This window comes from Pseudoalteromonas sp. SANK 73390 (genome assembly GCF_054966645.1).
Window position 1 is genome coordinate 16,156 of record NZ_ARPN01000009.1, and the last position, 24,643, is coordinate 40,798.

The 24,643-nt window shown below is 38.0% G+C and carries 16 protein-coding genes; 11 read left to right on the forward strand and 5 right to left on the reverse strand.

Features of this window, described 5'->3' with window-relative positions; all coding sequences use genetic code 11:
- Window positions 1–22: 22 nt before the first annotated feature.
- From SANK73390_RS00670 to SANK73390_RS00685, 4 genes are all read right to left on the reverse strand, one after another.
- Complete coding sequence (locus SANK73390_RS00670) at window positions 23–1,315, reverse strand: LysM peptidoglycan-binding domain-containing protein (RefSeq protein ID WP_462762257.1); 1,293 nt, start codon at window positions 1,313–1,315, stop codon at window positions 23–25.
- Between the two features lie 287 nt (window positions 1,316–1,602).
- On the reverse strand, window positions 1,603–3,573 hold the full coding sequence (locus tag SANK73390_RS00675) for a TonB-dependent receptor (RefSeq protein ID WP_462762259.1): 1,971 nt from the start codon (window positions 3,571–3,573) through the stop codon (window positions 1,603–1,605).
- A gap of 200 nt (window positions 3,574–3,773) precedes the next feature.
- Window positions 3,774–4,553 carry a LytR/AlgR family response regulator transcription factor gene (locus SANK73390_RS00680; protein WP_462762262.1) on the reverse strand — a complete coding sequence of 260 codons (780 nt, stop codon included), beginning with the start codon at window positions 4,551–4,553 and terminating at the stop codon, window positions 3,774–3,776.
- Between the two features lie 107 nt (window positions 4,554–4,660).
- Window positions 4,661–5,944, reverse strand: a complete 1,284-nt coding sequence (locus tag SANK73390_RS00685) for a beta-ketoacyl-[acyl-carrier-protein] synthase family protein (protein WP_462762264.1) — start codon at window positions 5,942–5,944, stop codon at window positions 4,661–4,663.
- 216 nt (window positions 5,945–6,160) lie between these two features.
- Here SANK73390_RS00685 and SANK73390_RS00690 point away from each other — a divergent pair, with 216 nt between their 5' ends.
- Window positions 6,161–6,457 (forward strand): DUF6482 family protein, encoded by a 297-nt coding sequence (locus SANK73390_RS00690; protein ID WP_462762265.1) that lies wholly within the window; start codon window positions 6,161–6,163, stop codon window positions 6,455–6,457.
- Window positions 6,458–6,637: 180 nt separating this feature from the next.
- Here the strand turns inward: SANK73390_RS00690 and SANK73390_RS00695 are convergent, their stop codons facing one another.
- Complete coding sequence (locus tag SANK73390_RS00695) at window positions 6,638–7,942, reverse strand: PKD domain-containing protein (RefSeq protein ID WP_462762268.1); 1,305 nt, start codon at window positions 7,940–7,942, stop codon at window positions 6,638–6,640.
- Between the two features lie 212 nt (window positions 7,943–8,154).
- On the opposite strand from SANK73390_RS00695, the gene SANK73390_RS00700 reads away from it, so the two are divergent.
- From SANK73390_RS00700 to SANK73390_RS00745, 10 genes are all read left to right on the forward strand, one after another.
- On the forward strand, window positions 8,155–8,922 hold the full coding sequence (locus SANK73390_RS00700; RefSeq protein ID WP_261594210.1) for a DeoR/GlpR family DNA-binding transcription regulator: 768 nt from the start codon (window positions 8,155–8,157) through the stop codon (window positions 8,920–8,922).
- 88 nt (window positions 8,923–9,010) lie between these two features.
- Complete coding sequence (glmS, locus tag SANK73390_RS00705) at window positions 9,011–10,831, forward strand: glutamine--fructose-6-phosphate transaminase (isomerizing) (protein WP_462762272.1); 1,821 nt, start codon at window positions 9,011–9,013, stop codon at window positions 10,829–10,831.
- 144 nt (window positions 10,832–10,975) lie between these two features.
- Entirely contained in the window at window positions 10,976–11,803 is an 828-nt protein-coding gene (locus tag SANK73390_RS00710) for a TnsA endonuclease C-terminal domain-containing protein (RefSeq protein ID WP_462762273.1), read from the forward strand.
- Entirely contained in the window at window positions 11,787–13,871 is a 2,085-nt protein-coding gene (locus SANK73390_RS00715) for a transposase (RefSeq protein ID WP_462762276.1), read from the forward strand. Before SANK73390_RS00710 ends, SANK73390_RS00715 begins: the two co-directional genes overlap by 17 nt.
- Before the next feature lie 2 nt (window positions 13,872–13,873).
- Window positions 13,874–15,532 (forward strand): AAA family ATPase, encoded by a 1,659-nt coding sequence (locus tag SANK73390_RS00720; protein ID WP_462762279.1) that lies wholly within the window; start codon window positions 13,874–13,876, stop codon window positions 15,530–15,532.
- A gap of 1 nt (window position 15,533) precedes the next feature.
- Entirely contained in the window at window positions 15,534–17,045 is a 1,512-nt protein-coding gene (locus SANK73390_RS00725) for a TniQ family protein (protein ID WP_462762282.1), read from the forward strand.
- Window positions 17,045–18,655 carry a Tn7-like element transposition protein TnsE gene (locus SANK73390_RS00730; protein ID WP_462762284.1) on the forward strand — a complete coding sequence of 537 codons (1,611 nt, stop codon included), beginning with the start codon at window positions 17,045–17,047 and terminating at the stop codon, window positions 18,653–18,655. Before SANK73390_RS00725 ends, SANK73390_RS00730 begins: the two co-directional genes overlap by 1 nt.
- Before the next feature lie 190 nt (window positions 18,656–18,845).
- On the forward strand, window positions 18,846–20,192 hold the full coding sequence (locus SANK73390_RS00735; RefSeq protein ID WP_462762287.1) for a hypothetical protein: 1,347 nt from the start codon (window positions 18,846–18,848) through the stop codon (window positions 20,190–20,192).
- Window position 20,193: 1 nt separating this feature from the next.
- The gene (locus SANK73390_RS00740; protein WP_462762290.1) at window positions 20,194–22,689 is read left to right on the forward strand and encodes an ATP-binding protein; all 2,496 of its coding nucleotides are present in this window, start codon (window positions 20,194–20,196) and stop codon (window positions 22,687–22,689) included.
- Window positions 22,689–24,398, forward strand: a complete 1,710-nt coding sequence (locus SANK73390_RS00745; RefSeq protein WP_462762293.1) for a hypothetical protein — start codon at window positions 22,689–22,691, stop codon at window positions 24,396–24,398. The genes SANK73390_RS00740 and SANK73390_RS00745 overlap by 1 nt, the downstream gene beginning before the upstream one ends.
- Window positions 24,399–24,643: the final 245 nt, after the last annotated feature.

Here is a 24,643-nt window from a genome sequence, read left to right on the forward strand (position 1 = left end):
CAGCATCGTTATATCAAGCCCGTTAGCTGTTGGATAAAAACAGTGTAAGCTTATCGCCGATACGTAACATGTCCTTTGACAGCGCATTCCACTTTTTAATATCGCTAATGGAAACATTAAAATGGTTAGCAATTCGCCATAAGCTATCCCCTGCGCGCACAGTATAATCTAGTTGCTGAACTGCTAAAATTGGTAGTAATAGCGTATCTCCTGCTCTTATATTGTTGCTTTTCAACTGGTTGAAGGTTTTAAGTTGTGCAACACTTAGGGCGTGTCGTGCGGCAATAACACTTAAACTATCACCACGATTGATAGTGTATTGTTGCCACTGAGAGCTGGGCATTGCGGGTAGTTTTGCCAAATAACCTTGCCATTGTTTGACCTGTTCAACGGGTAGAACAATATGCTTAGGGCCATCTAACAGTGCCGGAAAGCGCGTATAGCCCGGATTGAGTGTTTGAATTTTTTGCCACTGTTTATCTGTGTTGAGAATAACCCCTTGTTTGAGCGTTAACACAGAGATTGCTTTACGATTGGCAATGATTGGAAACTTCATTTTTTGCTCGCGCAGTAGTTGTGCAGCAGCGAGTAGTTTAGGTACATAGTGACGAGTTTGTTTCGGCAAGGACAGCGCAAAAAAGTCGCTGGATTTACCACGTCGTTTATTCTTTTTAATGGCCTGAGCAACACGCCCTTCACCGGTGTTATAAGCGGCGATGGCATGATACCAATTACCATCAAAGCGTTGATGCAGATAGCTTAAAAAGTCTAAAGCGGCATTGGTGGCGTCAACAATGTCTTGTCGACCATCGTACCAAGGGCTAATTTTAACGCCATAGTGTTTGGCAATCAGTGGTGTGAGTTGCCAAAGCCCAGAGGCGTGCTTATGAGAATATGCAGAGGTGTCAAAATCACTTTCAATTAAAGGCATCAGTGCCAGTTCAATTGGCAGGCCACGACGTTCTACTTGCTCTACCACATAATGCAAAAATGGCGCGGCACGGTCACTGATCACATCCATGTAGTTTGGATGTGACATATACCAATCAACGCGCGCTTGCACTTTTTTATGCTGTGTTGGCTCAAATGCGAGTTGGCTGCGAATGCGTTGCCAAACATCATTATGTTGGTGGGGTTTTAACAGTGTAACTTCACTTGGAGAAGGCTTGCTTTGGCTTGCCTTGTGCTGAGGGAGTTGGCTCACTGTCGGTTCGGATGGAGCTGAAAGTGGTGGCTGTGGTGGGTGATCAGACGTTGTAGCGCAGCCACCTAAAAATAATAAAAAAAATAAACACGGTGTACGAAAAAAATGCATAGTGAGCCAATATTATTGTTGTTTGTTCCGATTGTAACTTAAGGTTATCGGTTTGTATAAGTGCCATTACTTTAGAGTGAGGATATTAATCAGCAATGAATTGACAGATAATCTTTGCTTTGGGTAGGTGAACTTGCTTAAACGAGTTATTTTTGTTTAAAAGCAGCTGCAATATGAGTGACAAAGCATGTTAGAACCCAAAACTCTTATAAAACTATAAAGGTTAAGCGAACCAAACTTTAACACAAGCACCTTTTGCTAAAATCTGATGTGTAACATTCAAGTGCTTAAAACTGGCTTCGCAGTGTTAAACGCAGCTCTGGGTCAACGGTTTCATGAGTAATTTGATAGCCTGCTTGTGCTCCCCCGCGTTTAGCTTGATAGAACTGCTGCCGATATTGATATTTTTCTACGGTGTTAGCTTCAACACGCAGTGTGAGTTTGTTAAGTAGTGGTATTTCTAAGAATAACGAAGTGTTTGGAGCATCGCGCTCTACTACCGTTTCAGAAACAAAATACTCAGTAAGGTGTTGCTTGGCCGTATACTCCAAGCCCCACGACAGTGTGTTGAAATTATGTCTAAATTCAACATTTAATGTATGAGGCGTTAAGTCATTGATAGCTCGTTGGCCACTGAGCGGGTCGTTATATCGAGCATGGCGGTATTGATAATCAAGCGTTAGGGTACTGTTTGTAAGAATAACATCAGTATTAATATCGATGACCGAGTCGATGCCATACAGTCGTGCGCTTCCTGCATTGGCTACCCCTTCTTCATTGTTGCCAAGTAACATTGATTCGTGAATATCTCTTTGCCATTGGCTAAACAGGGTATTGTTTAGCGTTAGGTACTCATTGGGTGTGTAGTTAACTTGTACCGATAGCTCGCTATAGCGACTGGGCTTTAGGCTATTATTGCCAAGTTGTGTGCGACCAAAACTAATATCTTGATTCACAACAAATAAATCAAAATCTAACTGCTCTACATGTTGCTTAAATTGCCCCGTTAAGTCCCAATTATTGGCGCTATAACTTAGCCGCACTAATGGTTTTATATGGTGAGTTTTGAGCGGGTTTTGAGCTTGCTGACCTGTTGTTAGTTGTGAAAACTCGATATTAAGTTTGGCATAAAGTTGCCAATCAGAACTAACCTGCCAGTGGATAGCACTAAAAGGTTGATAGCGTGTTTCGCTTACTCGATTGTGAATGTGCATAGCATCAAGCTCGGTCTTTGAGCGTTGTTGATTATAGCTAAACTCTATACCAAACTGTGGCTCAAGTGGCCAAGTGTTTGCTTGTATAGACAACTGTGTAGCGTGTTCTTTGCGTGTTTTGCTTTGTGTAAATGGTGCTTGTGTGGCATTGGACTCTCGAATATGAGTCACTTGCTTATTATCGCTGCTCAAGCCTAACCATTGGATAGTAAACGCGTTATTTAGTGTTGTTTGCCAATTAAAACCAAGCTGATATTCGTCGAAGTTCATCCATTCAGTGGTGGTTAGTTGTTTAAACGCAACTGGGTTATTGGGCTCAAAGTGGGCATGCTCAAAGTCAGTTTGCCAGCGTTCAGATAGCAATTTGCTCGATAGTTGTAAGTTACCGTGCTGAGTTTGGGTGCTCGATTGGGTATCAACTTGGAATTGACGCAGCTGTTCAATAAAACCTTCTGTTTGTTGCTCGATTAAAGCGGTTTGTTGATCAAATTCATTTGCCAAGTAATGTGACCTGTAACGGCTGTTTTGTACCTTAGTGCTCAATTGATGTTGCCAGCCAAGCCATGGTGTGCGCAGCTGTGTTTGCAACTCTGCTTGAGATCTTTGTTTGTCTCTTAGGGCTAAATTGCTTTGTATATCAACGGTAGTTTGGTTTTTTTTGGTTGTAATATTAATTGCTTGAGTATGTTGAGACACACTTGAGAATGGGTGGTTGGATGTATATACATCGATAAATTCGACTTGCTCAGCACTGAGCTTTTCAAGTAAGTCAGTCAGCGACTCTGTTTTACTTTGTGCAGGCACCCCATTGATTAGTACATTGCCAGAACTATTCGCAAGCCCTCGCTCTGTGCTGCCTTCTATCAACACAAACCCTGGGGTTAGGGTAACCATGTCTAAAGCATGCTGTGCGTTAAATTGATTGAAGTGGCTAGATTGATAACGCTGCCCTTGCTTGATATGTGTTTGCTCATTGGCAAGCACCACAGTTGAGCAGGACAAAAATAGGCATAAGCCAAAAAAAGTAAGATGATTTAATAACATTATGTATTCTTTTACTTCATGGGATGTTATTCGCTATTTAAAAATATCAAATTATATAAAACAATACATTAGGGCTGTTTGGAAGCATTCTGGGATGAATGAACCGGATGCCGCGCATCGGGTATCGCATACTGGATGCTGCGCATCGGGTATCGCATACTGGATGCTGCGCATCGGGTATTGCATACCGAGTGTTTTACTTAGCCTGCACATAAAGATCTTACATCTGAGTAATAGCGCTTACTTAACGGCACCACATGACCATTATTTAAATGAATTAGCCCACTACCAGATGGTTTACGCTCAATATGTTTAATGCAACTGAGGTTTATAATATGAGAGCGATGGCATTGTATATACAAGTTAGATGGTAACTTTTGCATTAAATCTTTGAGGGTGGCACGTTTTATATAAGTATTTGAAGGCGAATGTATTTCTACATAATTGCTAGCGGCACTAAGGCTAACAATATCGTGTATTGGCAGTAATGTTTTATGTTTACCTTGGTCAACCAATAGCATAGCGGGGTGATTACTTACTTTTTCTGGGGTTTTCCAAAGCTTATGCCATAGTAGGGTACTGATATAAAGAATGAGTAGATGTGAAGGCGCAAAATATACCAAGGTGCCTAGTATGGGATCTTGATATACAAATACATCAAAAATAGCCTGATATACCATAGCTGTACAATACATAGGTAACAAGGTTATAAAATAACCTTTTCTATTAACTAAATTTAATTGTTGAAGCTTATCAAGTAAAGCGAAGGTAATAGGGGTAAGTAGGTACCATAAACACCACTCTTGTAATGACCACCATATAGGATCATCTATCTTGTCATGTTCAGCAACAATGAGGTCGTGTACCCAGCTGATGCATGATAGCACTAAGATTATGACCGTCCATATGATAGTACTTAACAAGCACTGATATTTTAAGCGTTGTTTAGGCTTTTGTATTTGAGCATTAAACCCATACATAAGAGCAACTGAGTTTCAAATAAGGGTATTTTAAAGCGCAGTTGACCAGATGCAAGGCAAATACAGGCAAAATTGTTTGCAAGCCATGATTGATTTAGTACAAGGGCTTAAAACCCCTTAAAAGCTAACGAAGCGTTTGTACCACCAAAACCAAACGAGTTAGACAACGCATACCGAACAGGCTTTTGCATTGGTTTTTGCATAATTAAGTCTACACCTTGGCAAGCAGGGTCAGCATTGTCTGGCGTGAGGTTTAGCGTGTAAGGCAAGGTGTGGCTTTTTAAAGCCAATACCGTAAATACCGCTTCAATTGCGGCAGCAGCCCCCAGCAAATGACCGGTTTGTGACTTAGTGCCAGATACTGAAATATGTTTGGCGTGCTCGGCAAAAGTATTTTTAATCGCCAGTACTTCAATACTATCAGCGGCTGTACTGGTACTATGAGCATTGATGTAATCTACCTCAGTAGTGTTAATATCGGCCATATTAAGGGCTGTTTGCATTGCTCGTTGCGCGCCTAAGCCTTGTGGGTGAGGGGCGCTTAAAGCTTGCCCAGTGTAACCGTCACTGGTGCGACCAAAACCAACAATTTCACAATAAACCTTGGCACCACGTGTAATGGCATGGTCATAATCTTCAAGCACTAAGCAAGCTGCACCTTCGCCCATAACAAAGCCGTCTCTATCATGAGTAAACGGGCGTGATGCCGCACATGGCTCGTTATTTCTCGTTGATAAGGCATTTTGTGCGTTAAAAGTAGCAATACCAACTGGGGTGACAGAGGCTTCAGCGCCACCGGCTACAATGATCTCCGCCTCGCCACTTTTTATGGCGTTACACGCATCAATAATTGAATGAGCACTGGCGGCACAGGCGGTAGAGTGTGAGTTATTAGGACCACCAAAGTTCCAATGGCTGGCTACATACCCAGCGGCAAGGTTTGGCAAAAACATTAGATTACCAAATGGAGACTGCTTTTTGCCATTAGCAGCTTTGCCTGCACAGAGTTCTAGGCTATTGAGTCCGCCTACACCTGTGGCTATGTTTACACCAATGCGGTGAAGAATTTGCTCGTTGGTTATGGTATTAAGGCCCGCTTCAATTATGGCTTCTGCGGCGGCAATCATGGCAAAGAGTTGATGTCGGTCTAATTTTTTTAGGAGCTTGGTGCGGGTGCTATCGTCCATATCTTTAAATGGTGCAAGGGCTGCGGGATTTAAGTTTTCGCTCACTTGCGAGGCAAAAAGAGTTTTGCAAGCAAACTCGGTTGGATTGAAGTGCTCAATCGGGCGTATTCCGTGTCGACCCTGTAGTAAGTTTTCAAAGCTGCTTTGCGCTGTATCGCCGATAGGCGAAATAGCACCAATGCCAGTTACAACTATTCTTCTCATGATATACCTTCCAACTAACTTGTGACTTGGGTGATGTTACTCCCTGTCGCTTATTTATTAATGTAGACATGCATGTAGCTGTACAAGCGTAATTAGTAGGTATGACACAATCATGACATTTTATTGTGATGAATAATAAAAATTTTGATAAGTGTGTGATCTAAACAGTTGGCAAGGTCGTTTAAAAAGTAACCAATAAAAATTAGGTAACATAAAATGCGTGCAAATGAACTGAAGAGCCAATTAAATCAGCACCTACTCGATGCTATTATTTTAAGTTACGCCGATGCAAATCATTATTTAGCTGGTGGTATTGACCCAAATGGTAACTATCATTTATTAAGTGATGAGCTTGGCCAGACCATGACCTTTAATTCTTTGAGAGAAGCAGAAGTGATGCTTGCTAGCTTAGGCGTTGAATCAGCCACTTTTGAAATGCAAACCGCTTACGATGAAATGGTAGGCTCCCCAGTAACAGGGACCACCAAAACCAGTTTAACCATTCTCCATTAGACAACTCTAATGTTTTTTAGCAGGCTCCTCGCCTGCTTTTTTTTGAAAAATTGACTTAAAACTTTAATAGTCGCTGCCAACACGCCCTAACAGGTTTAGCTTAAAATTTATTTAAATTACGATTTGAAACTTACCTAGTCGTGACATGAAGTGATAGGCAGGGACTTCCCTGCCTCACTATTATTTAACTCTAACAACAGTTGCCATAGGCATTGACTCTGCTTGGCCATCATTGGCATATACCTGAACTAAGTACCAGCCAGTCATGTCGACAGTCAATTCTACCTCTGCATCGGTGGTACTTGAAAACGAATAGTTTGATCCCGTTGCTTTTTGGTGCATTACCCAACGGTAGGTTATTGGGTCTTCATTGGGGTCAGTGGCATTGGCCGTTAGAGTGATCGGGCTGTTAGGAGTGGGGTTCTCACTAACTCTTATTGTAGATAGAAAAAATGGCGGTTTGTTAGTATTGGGTGTTGGTGGGCGAGTAATTACTTTGACATGGGCACGTTTAGTATCACTGTACGACAGTCCATCCGAAACAACCACTTCTAATAGATATTCACCAACCTCATCAAAGACCATATAAGCTTGTTTAGTTAGCGCATTTTGAAGTATGGCAGTACTATTTTGTGGACGACTTACAACGCGCCATTTATATGAGATGGGGTCACTGTCTAAATCCTCTGCATAGGTTGTAAAGTAAACCGTCTCGTTAGGGTAAACTTCGCTCTCACTTTGTTCAATACGCAATATAGTGGGGGTGTGGTTACTATCAACAACCTGTAAATTTCTGCTTAATGTATGGTGACTTTTGTTATCATTGACAGTAAGAGAAATCGTATATTTCCCAGCAGTTTGGGCCGCGAAGGTAGATCGTACCTGAGTTGAGTTTTGGAGTGTAAATTCAGCATTTTTCGGTGCATCGCTAATTTTCCATAAGTAGGTTAGCTTATCACCGTCGGGGTCTTTGCTGGCGCTACCATCAAGCTCTAGCTCTTTATTTATCAAAATACTGTTATGAGCTAAGTTAAAACTTGCTAGTGGAAATTGGTTTGTACTTGGTGCAGCAATAGCTACTTCTACTTTGGCAGCCGAAGACTTTCCATCGCTGTCTGTTAGTGTAAGTTGAGCATGATAATCACCAGCTTGATCAACTATAAATTGGGCTCTTAATGTGTTTGCATTATAGATTATTGCCTGACTATTATCTGGTTTTTGCAGCCATTGCCATTGTGCGGTTACGCCATCATAAGTTTGACTGTTGATCCCATCTAATATGATTGTTTGACCAATAGCGGATTTACCTGTTGCCCAGGCTATAGCCTCTAGAACAGGCGTTGGGGCAGGAGTTGGTGTAGGCTTAATTATCGGTGCTTCTTGTTTAGTAGTCTTAACTACCTTGACTGGTTTTGAGTCAGACCCGCCACAGGCGCTAGTGAGAGAAGCTAATAAAGCAAGTAATAGATACTTGTGATTACGCATAAATTTTATCCTTTTTAGTTGCGCTTTTTATTTGAATAACAGTCATTGTCCCTAAATAAGGTTTAAGTGTAAATTTTTAAAACTGAACTTAAGCTGACAGAGTTTGAGTTTTTATATTTTTACAGAGCAAAGTAAAATTAAAATAGACATTGTCAAAACTTATAAGTTTCGTTTACACTACGCGTAAATTACGAATCGAAACTTATCTGAATATGACAAAACGAAACACCCAGCAGCGCCGACATACAATATTGAGCAAAGTAAACGACCAAGGTGAAGTGAGTGTTGAGGCGTTAGCCGCTGAGTTTGAAACTTCAGAAGTGACGATTCGCAAAGATTTAACTGCGCTTGAAAAAAGCGGACTGTTACTTCGTCGCTACGGCGGAGCCATGGCACTGCCACAAGAGATCGTTGCAAAAAGCAACGATAAGCGCGATTCACTTCGCAAAATGGCAATTGCTAAAGCCGCAGCTAACCTCATTAACGATCATAATCGCATTATTATTGATAGTGGCCGAACCACCGCCGCAATGATCCCTGAGCTTGTTAATAAGCAAGGGTTGGTTGTAATGACCAATGCCATAAATATAGCTAATCGACTGTTATCATTAGAAAATGAACCAACACTTTTGATGACCGGAGGTACTTGGGATCCACATTCAGAGTCATTTCAAGGGCAAGTTGCTGAAAAAGTATTACGCTCTTACGACTTTGATCAGCTATTTATTGGTGCTGATGGCATTGATGTTGCGCGTGGTACTACCACTTTTAATGAGTTAGTGGGGTTAAGCCAAGTCATGGCAGAGTCAGCTAGAGAGGTTATTGTAATGGTTGAGTCAGAAAAAATAGGCCGAAAGATTCCCAACTTAGAACTACCTTGGGCGCAAGTGACAACCTTGATCACTGACGATAATTTAGCATTGGAATTATGCCAAAGCATTGAAAAAAGCGGTGTAACAGTAGTTCGTGCAACCGTTTAAATAAATTTTACGCTGCACAATGACGACAACACTTTGTGTAGTAAACATCATTATGACAACACACTTCACGTGCAAAATGGAGAGATTTATGTGTGGTATTGTAGGGGCCGTTGCAGAGCGTCCAGTAAATAAAATTTTAATTGAAGGCTTAAAACGTCTTGAATATCGTGGTTATGACTCAGCGGGCGTTGCGTTGAGTTTATCAGGCTCACTTAATACCGTTAAAGCAGTTGGTAAAGTGGTTAACCTTGAAAAAGCACTTGAGCAAGCCGCGGTAAAGGGCACAACGGGCATTGCTCACACGCGTTGGGCAACCCATGGTGGCGTGACAGAAGCGAATGCGCACCCACATGTATCAAATAGCGAAATTGCCTTGGTGCACAACGGTATTATTGAAAACCACGCGCCATTGCGTGATGCATTAAAAGGCGATGGCTACGAGTTTTTATCAGACACCGATACTGAAGTAATGGTGCACCTAATTCATCAACTTCGCCTGCAACATAATAGCCTGTTAGAAGCAGTTAAAGCCGCAGTTAAGCAGTTAGAAGGCGCTTATGGCACCGTGGTGTTTGACAAAGCGAACGATCAAGAAATGATCGTAGCGCGTTCAGGTAGCCCTTTGGTGATTGGCCTTGGTTTAGGTGAAAACTTTATTGCCTCTGATCAACTTGCATTACTACCCGTTACACGCAGCTTTATATTTTTAGAAGAAGGCGATGTAGCACGTATTACAGCAGATAGCGTTGAGATTTATGATAGTAATGGCCAACAAGTTGAGCGCGAAGTAATAGAGTCAAATATCACGCAAGATAACTCTGGCAAAGGTGAATACCGCCATTACATGCTAAAAGAAATTTACGAGCAGCCACTTGCGGTTCGTAATACCTTAGAAGGGCGACTTGAAAATGACCGTGTAACAGTCGATGCGTTTGGCGACAGTGCACAACAAATTTTTAAAGACGTAAAACACGTACAGATCATAGCCTGTGGTACCTCTTACCACTCAGGCATGGTGGCACGTTATTGGATAGAGCAGTTTGCAGGCGTAAGTTGTAATGTAGAGATTGCTTCTGAGTTCCGTTACCGTCAATCATTTGTACATGAAAACAGCTTATTAGTGACCATTTCTCAATCTGGTGAAACCGCCGATACACTCGCGGCATTGCGTTTAGCTAAAGAGCAAGGTTACATGGCATCAATGACCATTTGTAACGTACCGGGTTCATCACTCGTTCGTGAATCAGACTTGGCCTTTATGACCAAAGCCGGTGCTGAAATTGGCGTGGCATCGACCAAAGCGTTTACCACGCAACTTGTTGGCCTATTGATGCTAACGGCATCAATTGCGCAAGAAAAAGGCCTAGATCAAAGCAATATTGTAAACGCAATTAAAACTTTACCAAACAAGCTAGAAGAAGCACTCACGCTGGCTGGTGGTATTGAAGACTTAGCCGAAGAATTTGCCGACAAGCATCATTCATTGTTTTTAGGCCGTGGTTCACAATACCCAATCGCAATGGAAGGTGCGCTTAAACTCAAAGAAATTTCATACATTCACGCCGAAGCCTACGCTGCAGGCGAGCTAAAGCACGGGCCACTTGCCTTGATTGACGCTGATATGCCAATTATTGTCGTTGCGCCTAACAATGAGTTACTTGAAAAGCTAAAGTCAAACGTTGAAGAAGTACGCGCACGCGGCGGCATAATCTACGTATTCGCTGACAAAGACTCGCACTTTGCCTCTGACGAGACAATGCGTGTTATCAACGTAAACCACGTAGATGACATCCTCGCGCCAGTTGTATATACAATCCCTCTACAGCTTTTATCGTACTACGTAGCGGTGATTAAAGGCACCGACGTAGACCAACCCAGAAACCTCGCAAAGAGCGTAACGGTAGAATAAGAAAAGGCGCGAAAGCGCCTTTTGTTGTGGGAGAGTAATAAAGTATCATACTAAGTATTAAAGTATCATACTGAGTAATAAAGTTGCATACTAAAACCGTCTAAACTATGCTTGATTTATGAGCATAAACAAGGCGGTTTTTTTATGGCATCGAGAAAACTAGGAAACTCGGACGCTAAAAATAGTAAATGGATTAAAGAAGGTCGAGGTTCTGGTCAAAACTCAGAATATAAACCTTGGATCACTGTTAGGGATTTACCTTCTGATGGTCGAGTTCATCGTGTTTTTGGTCATAAATCACAACGTACCCATCACCTACTTTCAGATCTTGAGCTAGCCGTATTTTTATTGCTTGAATGGCACCATGATGTCATTCAAATTCGTGAACAATTCCCATTAGAAATAGCAACCACCTCTCAAATTGCTAAAGAAGCAGGTATTGTGCATCCTAGTCAGTCTGGCGTGAAACAATATATGTCATCTGATTTTCTTGTTAACTCCCAGGACAAACAACAACCTAAATTTGTTCTTCAGGCTAAATATGCTGAAGCTTTAGATGATTCTAGAACTACTGAAAAGCTTGAGTTAGAAAGGCGGTACTGGAAGTTAAAAGAAGTTCCTTGGTACTTGATCACGGAACAAGATATTCCTCAAACGGTTATCAAAAATATAAAATGGCTTTATCCAGCTCAGCGCGATGAGATAGATATAGAAGTCTTAATTCAGCGTATTGATTACTATGATTATCACTTTTCTCAAAACCCTAATAAAAATATCATCGACATCTGCAAAAACTTAGATATTGCGTACGAACTTCAAGTTGGAGAGTCGCTAGCAGAAGTTAGGCATTTATTGGCCAAACGTTGTTTTACCTTTGATATTTTTGTTCTAGCGCCAAAATTAAAGGCGAAGCAATTAAAAACAGGAACAGCCAAACTGTTGCAGGAGGCTTATTGTGTTTCAAATCAATGAGGTTGTTAAGTACAACGAAGCGCCTTTTCGAGTTTTGATGCAGATGCCCGATCACATTATTTGGATAGCATTAGATGACACATCAGCATTTCCTCAGTTGGTGAGCAAAAAGGAACTAGAAATTGCTATTGATGAAGAAGTATTAACAAGAATAGAAGATCCACATGCAGAGTTAGCTTTTCAAACACCAGAAGAAGATACAACAGCAAAAACAAAGCGAGATAATAATTATCAATTGATAAAGCCTTTGGTTAAATCACCGGAGTTTTACCTTGCTAAATCACGTTCTTCAATTATCAATCAAGTTATTGAGAATCAAGGTTCAACTAAACAAACGCTTTATCGTTTAGCTCGTCGTTATTGGCAACGAGGACAAACTAAAAATGCCCTACTTCCAGATTATAAGAACTCAGGAGCAAAAGGGAAAAAGCGTACAGCTACTAATAAAAAACTTGGTCGTCCAAGAACATATATGCCAGGTAAAGGTGCAATAATTGACTCATTTATTGAAAGGCTATTTAGAATTGCAATTGATAAGTATTTATTAACTGATAAAGGCTATTCATTTCCTTATGCGCACCGACGGTTTAAATCTTTGTATGAAAACCACTTTCCCAACACACCAGAAGAAGAAATCCCAACTAATTGGCAAATGATGCATTTTTATAAAAGGGAATACCAACAAGTAGAGAAACTACAAAAGCGGGTATCTCGAATTGAATACAATAAAGATGTGAAACCATTAAATAGCACCGCTAATACCCAAGTACTTGGACCGGGTTCTCGATATGAAATTGACGCTACGATTGCTGATATTTATTTAGTGTCAGATAGCGATAGGGCTAATATTGTTGGTAGACCAGTAATTTATATGGTTAAAGATGTTTTTAGCAGGATGGTTGCTGGTTTTTATGTCGGTTTTGAAAATGCTTCATATATTGCTGCAATACAATCATTAGCTATGGCTATGACAGATAAAGTTAAATTTTGTCGAGAATATGGCTTTGAAATAACAAGTGAAGATTGGCCGGCTGTTGGATTACCTGATGCTATTTTAGCAGATAGAGGTGAAATACTAGGTTATCAAATAGAAAGTTTAGAAAGTAATTTTTCTATACGCATTGAAAATACACCTCCTTATCGAGGTGATGCAAAAGGTATTGTTGAGCGAAGTTTTAAAACTTTGCAAGCCGATTTCACTCCGTTTGCTCCTGGTGTTGTAACAGGTACCAAAATTAAAAAGCGTGGCGATAAAGATTATCGATTGGATGCGAAGTTAACTATTCGTGAGTTTAAAGAAATTATCCTTTCATCAATTTTATATCATAACCAGTTTGCTGTTCTTGAAAAGTATGATCGGGATGTTGATATGCCAAGCGATCTGCCATTAGTGCCAAAGGAACTGTGGCAATGGGGACTACAGCATAGAACAGGTAGGTTAAGAACTGCATCATATGATGCATTGAGAGTTTCTTTATTACCCCGTATTAAAGCTACGCTTTCAGATTTAGGTATTTGTATTTACGGCGTGTATTACACTTCTGTTGAAATAGTTCAACAAGGTTGGTTACATCGCTCTTCTGAAGCACGAAGACCCGAAAAGTTAAATGCAGCATATGATCCAGCCTCGGCTGATCACATTTATATTTTCCCTGAGAAAAACTCTACTAAATACTGGATCTGTAAACTAACCCCTCGTTCCCGAGAGTTTGAAGGGGCATCTTTTTGGGACGTATGGCTGGTTCAAGAAACGCAAAAACAAACAATGGCTAAAAGTAAGCTGCTAGCAGAGCAGAAGAAGCGAGACCATGAAGAGTTCGTAGCAATTAAAATAAAACAGGCTGTTAAGAAAGCTTCAGATACAAGCCATTTATCAAATGCTGAAAGAATTTCTTCGATAAATGATAATAAGCGTAAAATTAAAGCTTTAGAGCGACAAGAAAATGCTTATAGACCCGATATTGGCACCAAGGATAAAAAAGCGGATGTAATTCATTTGAATGAACATGTTGAAGAAGATTATAGCTACCCTGATCATATTGATGAATTATTCAGTGAGGATGACTAGTAATGACATTACCGAGTAATTTTGTATCCGCTATATATAAAGATCCTGGTATTGAACGATATCGTGGGAATCCGTTTATTGAAGCATTAACGCCCATTATGTCAGTACAGCAAATCAAAAAAAGGCTTACAGGAAAAGTTAAATATAATCCGCAAGATGTGTTTAGTAATGCCCGGGAACGAGCGCATGAAGTTTCGGCGCTTCTCGATGATTTTTTTCAACCAATAGCTAACCACCTTCAGCTAGAAGAAAAAATCTCTATTATGATCCGTGGAGGTTACGTAGGGCGTAACTTAGCAGACGGTTCACTTAATACTCATATGCAAAATGGATATGAGCGAATTATGTCTGGTGAGTTAGATAGTTTTCGTTTTGCTCAAACCAATTCAACAGCCAAGAGCTTATCTTTAATAGGTTGTTCCGGTAGTGGAAAAAGCACAACCATTAATCGAATTTTAGCGACTTACCCTCAAGTTATATATCATGAACGACATAATTATATTCAGTTGTCTTATCTAAAAATTGAATGCCCTCATGATGGCTCTTTAAAAAGCTTATGCTTAAATTTTTTTCGTGAACTAGATCAGGTACTTCATACAAACTATGAAGATAAATATGCTAAAAAACGCCATAGCACGGAAGTATTGCTAGCATTAATGAGTCAAGCTGCCACTCAAAAGGCAATTGGTATATTAGTCATTGATGAAATTCAGCGCCTTAGCCAAAGACGTTCTGGTGGTAAGGAAAAAATGTTGGAATTTTTTGTCGCTTTGGTCAATGTAATTGGCGTACCTGTCGTTATGGTAGGTACACCCAAAGCTAGACCTATTTTTGAACTGGAATTACAATCAGGACGAAGAAGTGCGGGATTTGGTTCATTATTTTGGCAACCAATGAGAGCTGAAAAACCGAGTAAAGATCGTAAAACTGGAGAATTACGTAAAACAGAATGGATAGCGTTCAGTGATAAATTGTGGCGATATCAGTGGTTATTAAAGCGAGAAGAAGTATTAACAGATGAAATTAGAGAATGTTGGTATGACTTATCGCAAGGGGTACTTGATATTGTTGTTAAGTTATTCGTATTAGCTCAGCTTAGAGCAATAGCTACAGGTGTTGAGCGTTTAACGGTTAATTTATTGAAGCAGGTTTATCACGGCGAACTTAAGCCTGTACACCCTATGCTTGCAGCATTACGTTCAGGTGATGTTGAATTAATTGCTAAATATTCAGATTTACAGCTAATTGATATTGATAAAAAGGTATTAGATTTACGACAGAAAATAGATGAGTTAAAAGCTGAGCAAGATAAAGAACAACCATTTCAGAATAATGGACAAGCAATGCGGCTTTATAATTTATTATTGGCAATGGACTGTGACTCTAAAATATTACCACCACTCATTGAACAGGCTTTCAAGGATTACCCGAAATTAACAGTACGAGAGCTTATGCCTATTGTATTGGATTGGTATGAAAAACCAGATAAGTCTATAGCTAGTAGAAAACCGAAGAAGATCCAACAAAAGAACTGGCATACCTTGGACACAGATGACATGCGTTTTAAATTCTCTCAGGCTAAAAAAGGAGAGCTATATAAAACCTTAAACTACGGTGATGAATTGTTTGATTTACCTAGTTGGATAAAGCAAGTCGGATAATATGTTCAACTTCCCTTTACCTTATCGCGATGAACTGCTTTACAGTGTTATCGCAAGGTATGGGGTTCACCAAGGGATCGTTTCCCCTAAAGAGCTACTGGATGATGTTTATAATGATAGGAAAATCGTTGCTACTGTTGATTTGCCTAGTCATGTTAACAAAGTCTCTAGTTTGTATCCTCAGAGAGAAGCCACGTCTCCGGTTGAATTGATTTATTCACATACCCTTTTTCCTTTGTATGCCCCGTTTGTTGACGAAAAGCGCAGGAAAAAATGTATTAATTTCATGCTGAAACAAGCAAAAGGAAGTACACATTTAGCCCTGGGAGTTGCTGCTTCTCGAATTAAACAACCTAGATGGTTAAGATATTGCCCTGCTTGTCTTATAGAACAACAAAATGCGTTTGGCGAGTATTATTGGTCACGCAATTGGCAGGTTTCAGGTGCAGATAGTTGTTTGTTGCATGGGGCGTTGATTGATTCCAATATACTCAGGCATCCCGCTCATAAACATGAATATACTCCTGCAACTCACCACTCTTGCCAAACGGATGCGAAACAGCAACCAAGCAGCATTCAATCTGAGTTAATAACTCAGAGTTTAGATGAGTTATTGCAGCTTAAACCTTTTCATTCTCCGACCCTTGAGCAATGGAGCTATTTTTATAGAGCTTTATTGTTTGAACATGAGTTAAATCGTGGCAAACATATTGATTACAGCAGGTTAAAGGAAAAAATAATTTCGTCCTTTGGAAGCAAATGGCTTCGAAAGTATGATTTATACCCTGAAGACACTGAAATATGTTGGCTTAAAACTATTTTTCGTAAACACAGAAAAGCATTCAGTTACTTAGAGCACCTAGTCGTCTGGCATAGCATATTAGGAAGTGGTTGGCAGGTTGCTGATATTTTTAAACAGGTATTTTTGCAACCAAAAGAAAATAAAGCATCATTAACGCCATTGCTTGATGCAACAGAAAAAGACAAAGCGAAATATCGGGATTTATGGTTAGCCTCGGTGGTTAAAAATGGTGTTAATTATGCTCGTAAGCATAAATTTGGCTATGTATATGCTTGGCTTTACCGGCATGATAGAAATTGGTTACTACAAGTTAACAATCAATATAAAGTACCTAATATTACTAAAAATCAGCGTATTGATTGGCACAAGCGTGATCGACATTTAGTAAAACTATTATGCAGAATTAAAAATGATACCGAACTTCAGTTAGATGATCCTCGGCATTCAATGAACTGGTATTTATCAAAACTTTATTGTGGATCAACGGTTGGTAAACATTTAAATGACTTACTACTTTGTAAATTGTTTTTTTTGAGGTTTTGTGAAAATATAGCTGAATATCAAATAAGAAGAATAACATGCGCTGTTATTGCACAAATCCTATCGAATAATACATTACGGCGATGGCAAATATTAAGGATGTCAGGGTTGAGTGATCAAAGATTAACTCCCCTTGCTGATACTTTTCTACTTAGGATTATAGGGATTTAATGGATAAGTTTAGAATAGATGGATTTAGTGATGATTCAGTCATCAATGGTATAGGCTCTTTGTTTCGGAGAACTGATGGTTCTCTCTGGCGTATCAATTTATCCACTTCTCCTGTAAAAAGTGAGCGTTCGTATCTTACTTTATCTCAATCTCCCATTATTGTGCGTCAACGGGTTTTAAATTCAAAAACTGAAGTCAGCAAAAAAGGCTACCATAAATCTTTTACTATTGAAGATACTCATGGCTGGCAGGTTGCTAAGGTAAAAGATTGCCAAGTTATTAAACATCATCGTAAAGCTGACGGTGAGCAGTATTGTTTTGTTTTTCAAATAGGTGATGGTACAACTGTTTACTTACCTCAATTTGAATTAGCTAGAGCATTATTTTTACATGATGGCTACTTATCTCGAACGGCTATGACACCAGATGTGTTACAAGCTGAATTCGATGTGATAGTAAATAAGGACATAGGCATAGCAACAGTTGATGTAATGCCTAACTGTACTTATAAAGTTGACTATTATAATGAACCAAGCTGTAGGAGGTTACTTAGTTGGATATTGATAAATGATAACGTGCGTCGTTCGTATGAAAGTATTGGTCGTTATCAACTTTTGGAAGGCAAGGAGCTTGGTAAATACAGAGTATGGGATTTCAAGTTCGATCCACCATCTTTGGAAAACACACGTTTTTCAGTTAAAGGATGGTTTGATCCTGATTTAAACTCAATGTTTGTGCATGAAATAGAGGGACTTGCTGACATACCAATAGACTTGCCAGATAAAGTACTATTCTCACATCCTAATTTTACTAAAGATGTTAGTGGTAAAGGCAATGGTGGCTATGCTGCAGGAACAGAGCGGCCACTTGAGCATAATATTGATGATGAAGCGAGTGCTAGTGCTGATAACAAGGTCGTAATAATAAAGCCCCCTAGCATTGCCATGTCATTTGATAAGGCGGTTGAAACGATAAAAGTAACTCAAAAAAATCGTATTAGTAGAAATGGTCAACAAGATGATGATGCACCTGAAGCGGCTTCTAAAGATGTTAGTACCGATGAAGCGACTACGACGGGTGAGTTACCTAATGCAGATTGGGATAATATAGATGACCAGACTGACGATAGTCATTTGTATTTAAATAAGTTTGATAGCTACTTTAAAATGCTAGAGCTGCTTAGAGATAAGCAGAAATGCAAATTGGTTGTTTATCCATTACGAAAATTACCCAGAATTGCTCGTTGTAAAAAGCATATTCTGGCGACAGATGGCAACCCTAGGTGCTTGTCAGTGTCTTATATTGAAATTGATAATTTTGCATACTATCTGTTAGAGGTTGATACATCAGATACAAATAAACCTCTGTCTACAAAAGCTGTTCAAGTCTCTGCGATAGAAAATCTTGATGATTTCATAGAGAATGTTGAAAAGCAGTTGCTTAGAGGTTCTATTTCATGGCCTAAAAAGTATTTTGATAATTTTGTTGGAAAGAGTAATCACTTCGGAATCTCTCATCAACCGTCAGATAAGAATGGAAGCTTAACGCAAGAAGATATTAATAACTGGGGTAAACGATTTTATCAAAAATTAGTGGTAACACTTTCATAAAAATATTAAACGTCCAAAATCTTATGAAAAAGGAATTTTTGAAGTTGAACAACTTGAAAATTGGGCTTCGAGAAGTAAAGAAACAATGAATAAACTATGTTATGGATAATTGTAATCAATCCTGGATAGTTTTATCCCAAACTGATATTATTGAAATATAAATTGATCTAATAAAATTAATGAGTTAACTATGAATCAAGCTATCATTCAAAGAGAAGATTTAAATGTAGATAATACATTGATTCAAAACATAGCAGCTTATTCTTTGCAGGATGCTTCTTATTGGTCTTTTAAAGGACGTTCTAAAAGAAACCACTGCCATGGGTTAATTCAATATCCTGCTATGATGGTTCCCGAAATGCAGGGAGAATTAATTGATGCAATTCAAAGTGTTGACCCTAAAATAACCACTGTATTTGATCCCTTTGTGGGTTCTGGAACCACAATGGGAGAGTCTATGGTGCGAGGGCTTGATTTTGTGGGGCACGATATAAATCCATTAGCCATACTCGCTTGCGAAGTCAAAAGTGGCCCTCTGTATGTTAAAAAGCTTAACGATAAAATAGGTGATTTACTCAGCGCTATTGAATTAAGTAATAGCAATGAGGTAGCTGTAAGCTTTAAAGGTATTGATAAATGGTTCTTAAAAGAAATCCAATTAGAGTTAAGTGCTATTTATTTAGCAATTAAAGCAGAGCCATCAAAGTGGGCACGTAAAATATTTTGGTTAGCATTAAGCAATACCGTTAGATCTACATGTAACTCTAGAAGTTCAACATATAAACTTCATATAAAATCTGAAGAACAAATTGAAAAAATTGGTTCTGCAAAAGATATTTTTAAAAAGAACTTATTGAAAAGTTTTGAAAATATTAAAGAACAAAAAGAAATGCTTACTAAAAATGGGTATTTGAAACGCTCAAAAAGTATTAGCAAAATAACGATTAAAAATGTAGATTCTAAATTACGTAAAAAATCCAAACAAAAGTTTGATTTACTGATTAGCTCTCCGCCATACGGAGATAATTCTACGACTGTAACATATGGTCAGTTTTCATATCTTCCTCTTCAATGGATAGACTTAGCTGATATCAATGAAAAAATAGATCCATCAATACTGAGCTATCAAAATGCAATTGACAGTTCTAGTCTTGGTGGCTCATTAAAAGAGTCAGAAGATAAACGCTTAAAATTAACTAATCGCTCACCTTCGCTGGAAATATGCATTGAAAAAATATTAAGAGTTAACCCAGATAACATTAAAAAATTAATTAGTTTTGTTTATGACCTGGATTTATCGTTGAAAAATGCAATAGATGAATTAAGGGAAAATGCCTATATGATTTGGACTTTGGGAAATCGTAGAATCTCTGATATTGAAGTCCCTTTGGATAAAATTATGCGCGAACTTTTGGAATCAAGGGGTTGCACTTACGTTTATGAAATTGAAAGGACGATACCCAGTAAACGCATGGCTTCAAGGAATCAAATTGCATCAACTATGGGCAAAGAATCAGTCCTAATAATGCGGAGATAAGATGGACAAGGACAAGTTAAAATTAAAGATTGATGCTCATGTCATACAACAGCTTGGTGCTGAACTTATAAGTGGACCAGAAATAGCGCTTTTGGAGTTAATTAAAAACTCACATGATGCGGATGCAAGTTTTTGTTATATAGAAGTTGATACTAATCATATTGAAGTAATTGATCATATTGAAGTTATTAATGGGAAAGAAGTAAAAACACCTATTACATACAAAGGTAAGATATCTATCCGAGACGATGGGCATGGTATGGATAGAGATCGTATAAATAAATCTTGGTTAACGGTTAGTTATTCTGAAAAAAAAGAAGCTAAAAAAAATAATACGGTTACGAAAAAATTTGCACGAGCTTTAACTGGTGATAAAGGTCTCGGTAGGCTTGGATCTATGCAGCTAGGTACAATTTGTAGGATATCTACTCAATCAAAGCCTGAAAGTGACGGAATATGTGTTTCATTTTCTTGGGATGATTTCATTCACGGTAAAACTTTGGATTCTGTACATGTTTCAGAAAAAACCGTTCCGGCTAAAAAAAATACAGGTACAGTTATAGAGGCTGTTGGTATTAAAAATTTAGCATTTTGGGAAGGAGCTGGAAGTGTTGAATTTCCGACCCAAATAGCCTCAATGGTTTCACCTCACGGGCAAATCAGTAAATTCAAAACTTTTTATGTTCACAACGGTGTATCTCTTGAATTAGAAGCATTTTCTGAAAACTTACTGGAACAAGCTTCTAGCATTTTTGATTTTACGTTGGAAGGTGATTCTATTTCTGTGAGTGGAAAGATAGAACTACTACCTTTTAAGCCAAATACAAACAACCGAAAAGTAGTATTTCAAGAATATATAAACTCAGATTGTGGTGTGCAATTTTTTCAATACCTTAAAGAACAGGCAACATTAAATGATTTTAAGATGGAGTTGCTAGGAGGGAAGTATTTTCTTAAATTTGAGCACGTTATTCAATTAGAAGATATTGACTTACAGCTCAGTCAGTTTAAGCATCCTGGTGATTTCAAAAGTAGAATATATAACTTTTTGTTAAGTAAAGAAGCATTGGATATTGAAGATTTAAGCTTCACAAAAATTAAAGAATCAATTAAAACCATAGCTGGTGATATTTCACCTTATAGGGATGGGTTTCGTATTGGTTCTAATAATAGAGATTGGCTTGGCCTCTCAAATGAGATGACTTCAGGTGCAGGTGCTTATTCATTAAGGCCTAGCAATGTTACTGGCTACATAAATTTGTCGTCTAATAAAAATAAAGCTCTCATAGAAAAATCAGATCGAGAGAGCTTCGTCGATAATATTGAATATCGTAGCTTTTACGCTGTTTGCCAATACGCATTAAGTACTATTAATAAGTTTTTGAATACTTCTAGACGAAGATCTCTTGATTATCTTGATGATAAAATACTCAAAGATGCAGGTAAGCCTAAGGGCTACTCTGCACGATTGGCTACAGTTGAACTTGATAATCTGGTTAAAAAAAGCGTTACATTACAACCTAAAGTGACAAAGCAAGTTGACAAGATAAAAACTACATTTCTTAACAATAAAAAACTAATTGATGATTCTATAACAAAGAACCAGCAGGATATGTATAAAGATCCTGTATTAGAAAAAGAGTTGTTGTCTATTAAAGAAATGCTTAACTCTTTAGAAGAGGAGACAAACTCTAATCTAGCTGATTATAAAAATTTTAATGATGAACTTGCGTCACATGTTCATGCAACTAAAAAAGTGTTGGATGAAATCAAAAGCTATGAGAATCAAATAAAAAACTTTTATGATCACGTTGCGATAGGTCTATCTGCTCAAACCCTTGCTCATGAAGCCAACGATCAAACAAGAAATATTCGTTTTCATCTAGACTCCGCTAAAAAGAGAATTAGTGAATTAGGTATAAAAGATAGTACATTAACAAAAGAATTGAATGGTATTAGAGGTGACTCTCAAACGCTTTCCAAATCGATATCATCGCTAAGTCCCTTAGTTAAAGCACAGCGAGAGGTTATCGAAAAAATTAATATTTCTGATTTTATCGAAGATTATGTGAATTTACGTACTAGTTATTTCGAAAGAAAATCGATATTAATAAAGGTTAGCGACAAATGTGATTCTAAGGTCATACTATTCAATCGAGGCAAGCTATTTCAAGTTATTGATAACATAGTTAGGAACTCTGAACATTGGTTATCTATATATCAGGTCCATAACCCTGAACATAAATGTTTACTAACTATTGATATTGAAAGAAATAAGATAACTATTTGGGATAATGCGAAGGGAATTAGACCTCCGCTAGAAGATGTATTATTTGATATGTTTGCATCTGATAAAGAGTTTGGCCAAGGTCTAGGTTTATATATAACTAAAACACTTCTAAATGAAAAAAACTGTTCTATTTCTCTTCTTCCGGAAAGGAATATACATGATAGAAAATTTAAATTTGAAATAGACCTGATTGAGGCGATTGTATAATGGATTTACAAACTGATTTTAAACAGAGAGTGTTTGATGCTATAGGACTAAATGAAGTTATCTGGGTAGATGATAGGTTTGCAGAGGGCTCAAATAAACTCGAAGACGAATACTTACTTGAAATATCTGTATTACATGAAAATGAGAATACTGAAGAGATTGCTTCTTTACCTATTTTTGACGGAATAGATTGGGAATTACCTTTTGAAATTATTAAAGAAAACATTCCGACTGATGATGTTTCTATTTCAGCCTTTTATAGCCAATTGAATAAAGGGGTACCTGATTTATCCCATAAACAATTCGATGATCTCATAACTTTGCTTAATGAAGCATCTCAATCAATGCAACATTTGTCTCATTCTAAGTGGCTAGAAAGTAAAGACAGTATTATTAAGACTGCAGGCACCAAACTTTTTCTCATTGATTTAAATTTTGAAAAAGAAGGTCTTCCCGCTGATCATGGTGAAAGTATTATTTGTGAATTGATGAATCTTAAAACTGAAGACTGTTATTTTGTTCTCTTTACCAGTGAAACAAATTTTGGTGTTGAAGAAGAAGCTGCTAGAAAGAGTATTATAGACAAATTAGCCCCAAATACAGATCATCACCATTTCTCGGTTTTATCTAAGAATATTCTTGATGAAGGTGACGGGAAAGTGTCACTGGACTTTAAATCTGCTGAATTCTTAAAAAGAATTTTCTTAAGAAAGCTGAGTAGTGAAATGGTCGATACTGTTAAAACTACAATATCGACTTCATTGGATACGTTAAAAGATATACTTAGTCAAAATTCTATCTACGAAGTAGATACCGCAATTTTTAGTAAATCTTTAGGAGAAGGTTTATCAGAATTTGATTTATTACACCGGCTTTTTTCTATCAAGCAAAAAGAAGTAATGCATAAAAACCTAACAGATAACCCTAGTTTAATTGATAAATTAAAAAGTTTTCGTTCAGTGCAAGGAGCAATTGCGAATAAGCACGAAGACGCGTATATCAAAAAATCAATGATGACCTCCCCCCATTTTATTTCGTTAAGACAAAATGAAATGTTTGATTATTCAATAAATATCATACATAGCCCACTATCATGCGGAGATGTTTTTAGTTTTAAGTATGGTGAAGATTTAAAACAACAATATATATTGATTGACCAGCTTTGTGATTTAAATGTTCGTGGTAGCACAGGGGATAGAAATGCTAAAGAAGTACTATTAATTCCTTTTGTAGTGAAAAAACGAAGCCCGGCTGAATTTAGAGATGATCAAAACTTGGATAAGTATTATTTGATGCAGAAGGCATCTGATTCAGCGAAGAAAGAATACTATAGGTTTGATTTTAGTGGAGCTATTAGTGTTAATTCCTATCTCCTGGATCTTGCTGTTTTTAATACTAAAGGAGAGTTGAGCTTTACTGTAGGTCAAGATGATAATGAGTTGTTATTTCTTCCTGGTTGGCTAAAGCGCTTTTCTGCATTTAAGGAATGCGTAGCTAACGGTGAGGAATTAAAAGCAAAATTGCCAGTTAAATATAGCGTATTTACTATGTTTGATGATGATAAATTCCCTGTAACGGTAACAGATAAAACTATTTCAATGAGTGGTGAAAGAGTTAAACAATTACGAACCCCATTTATAGAAGAATTAATGTCTAGCTACTTTGTTAATTATAAAGCTAGGACTGCATTTGAAATGGATTTTTCCTGATCAAAGTAGCTATAAATTCATTTATAGCTAGCTTAATAATTAATAAAAAGGAGTTCGTGGTGAATCCTGTAGGTTTGAAATTTGGTGGAAAAGTTATAGATAATGAACTGTCCAGCACAATACCTTTCAATATTTTTGCATTAAACGTTTAAATTACGAGAAAGTTATACTTTTGAAGGGGAATTTTTCGGGAGATTGCTTCTAGTTAATTTAAATGCACTAAAGTCACTTACAAAGTATTTAAA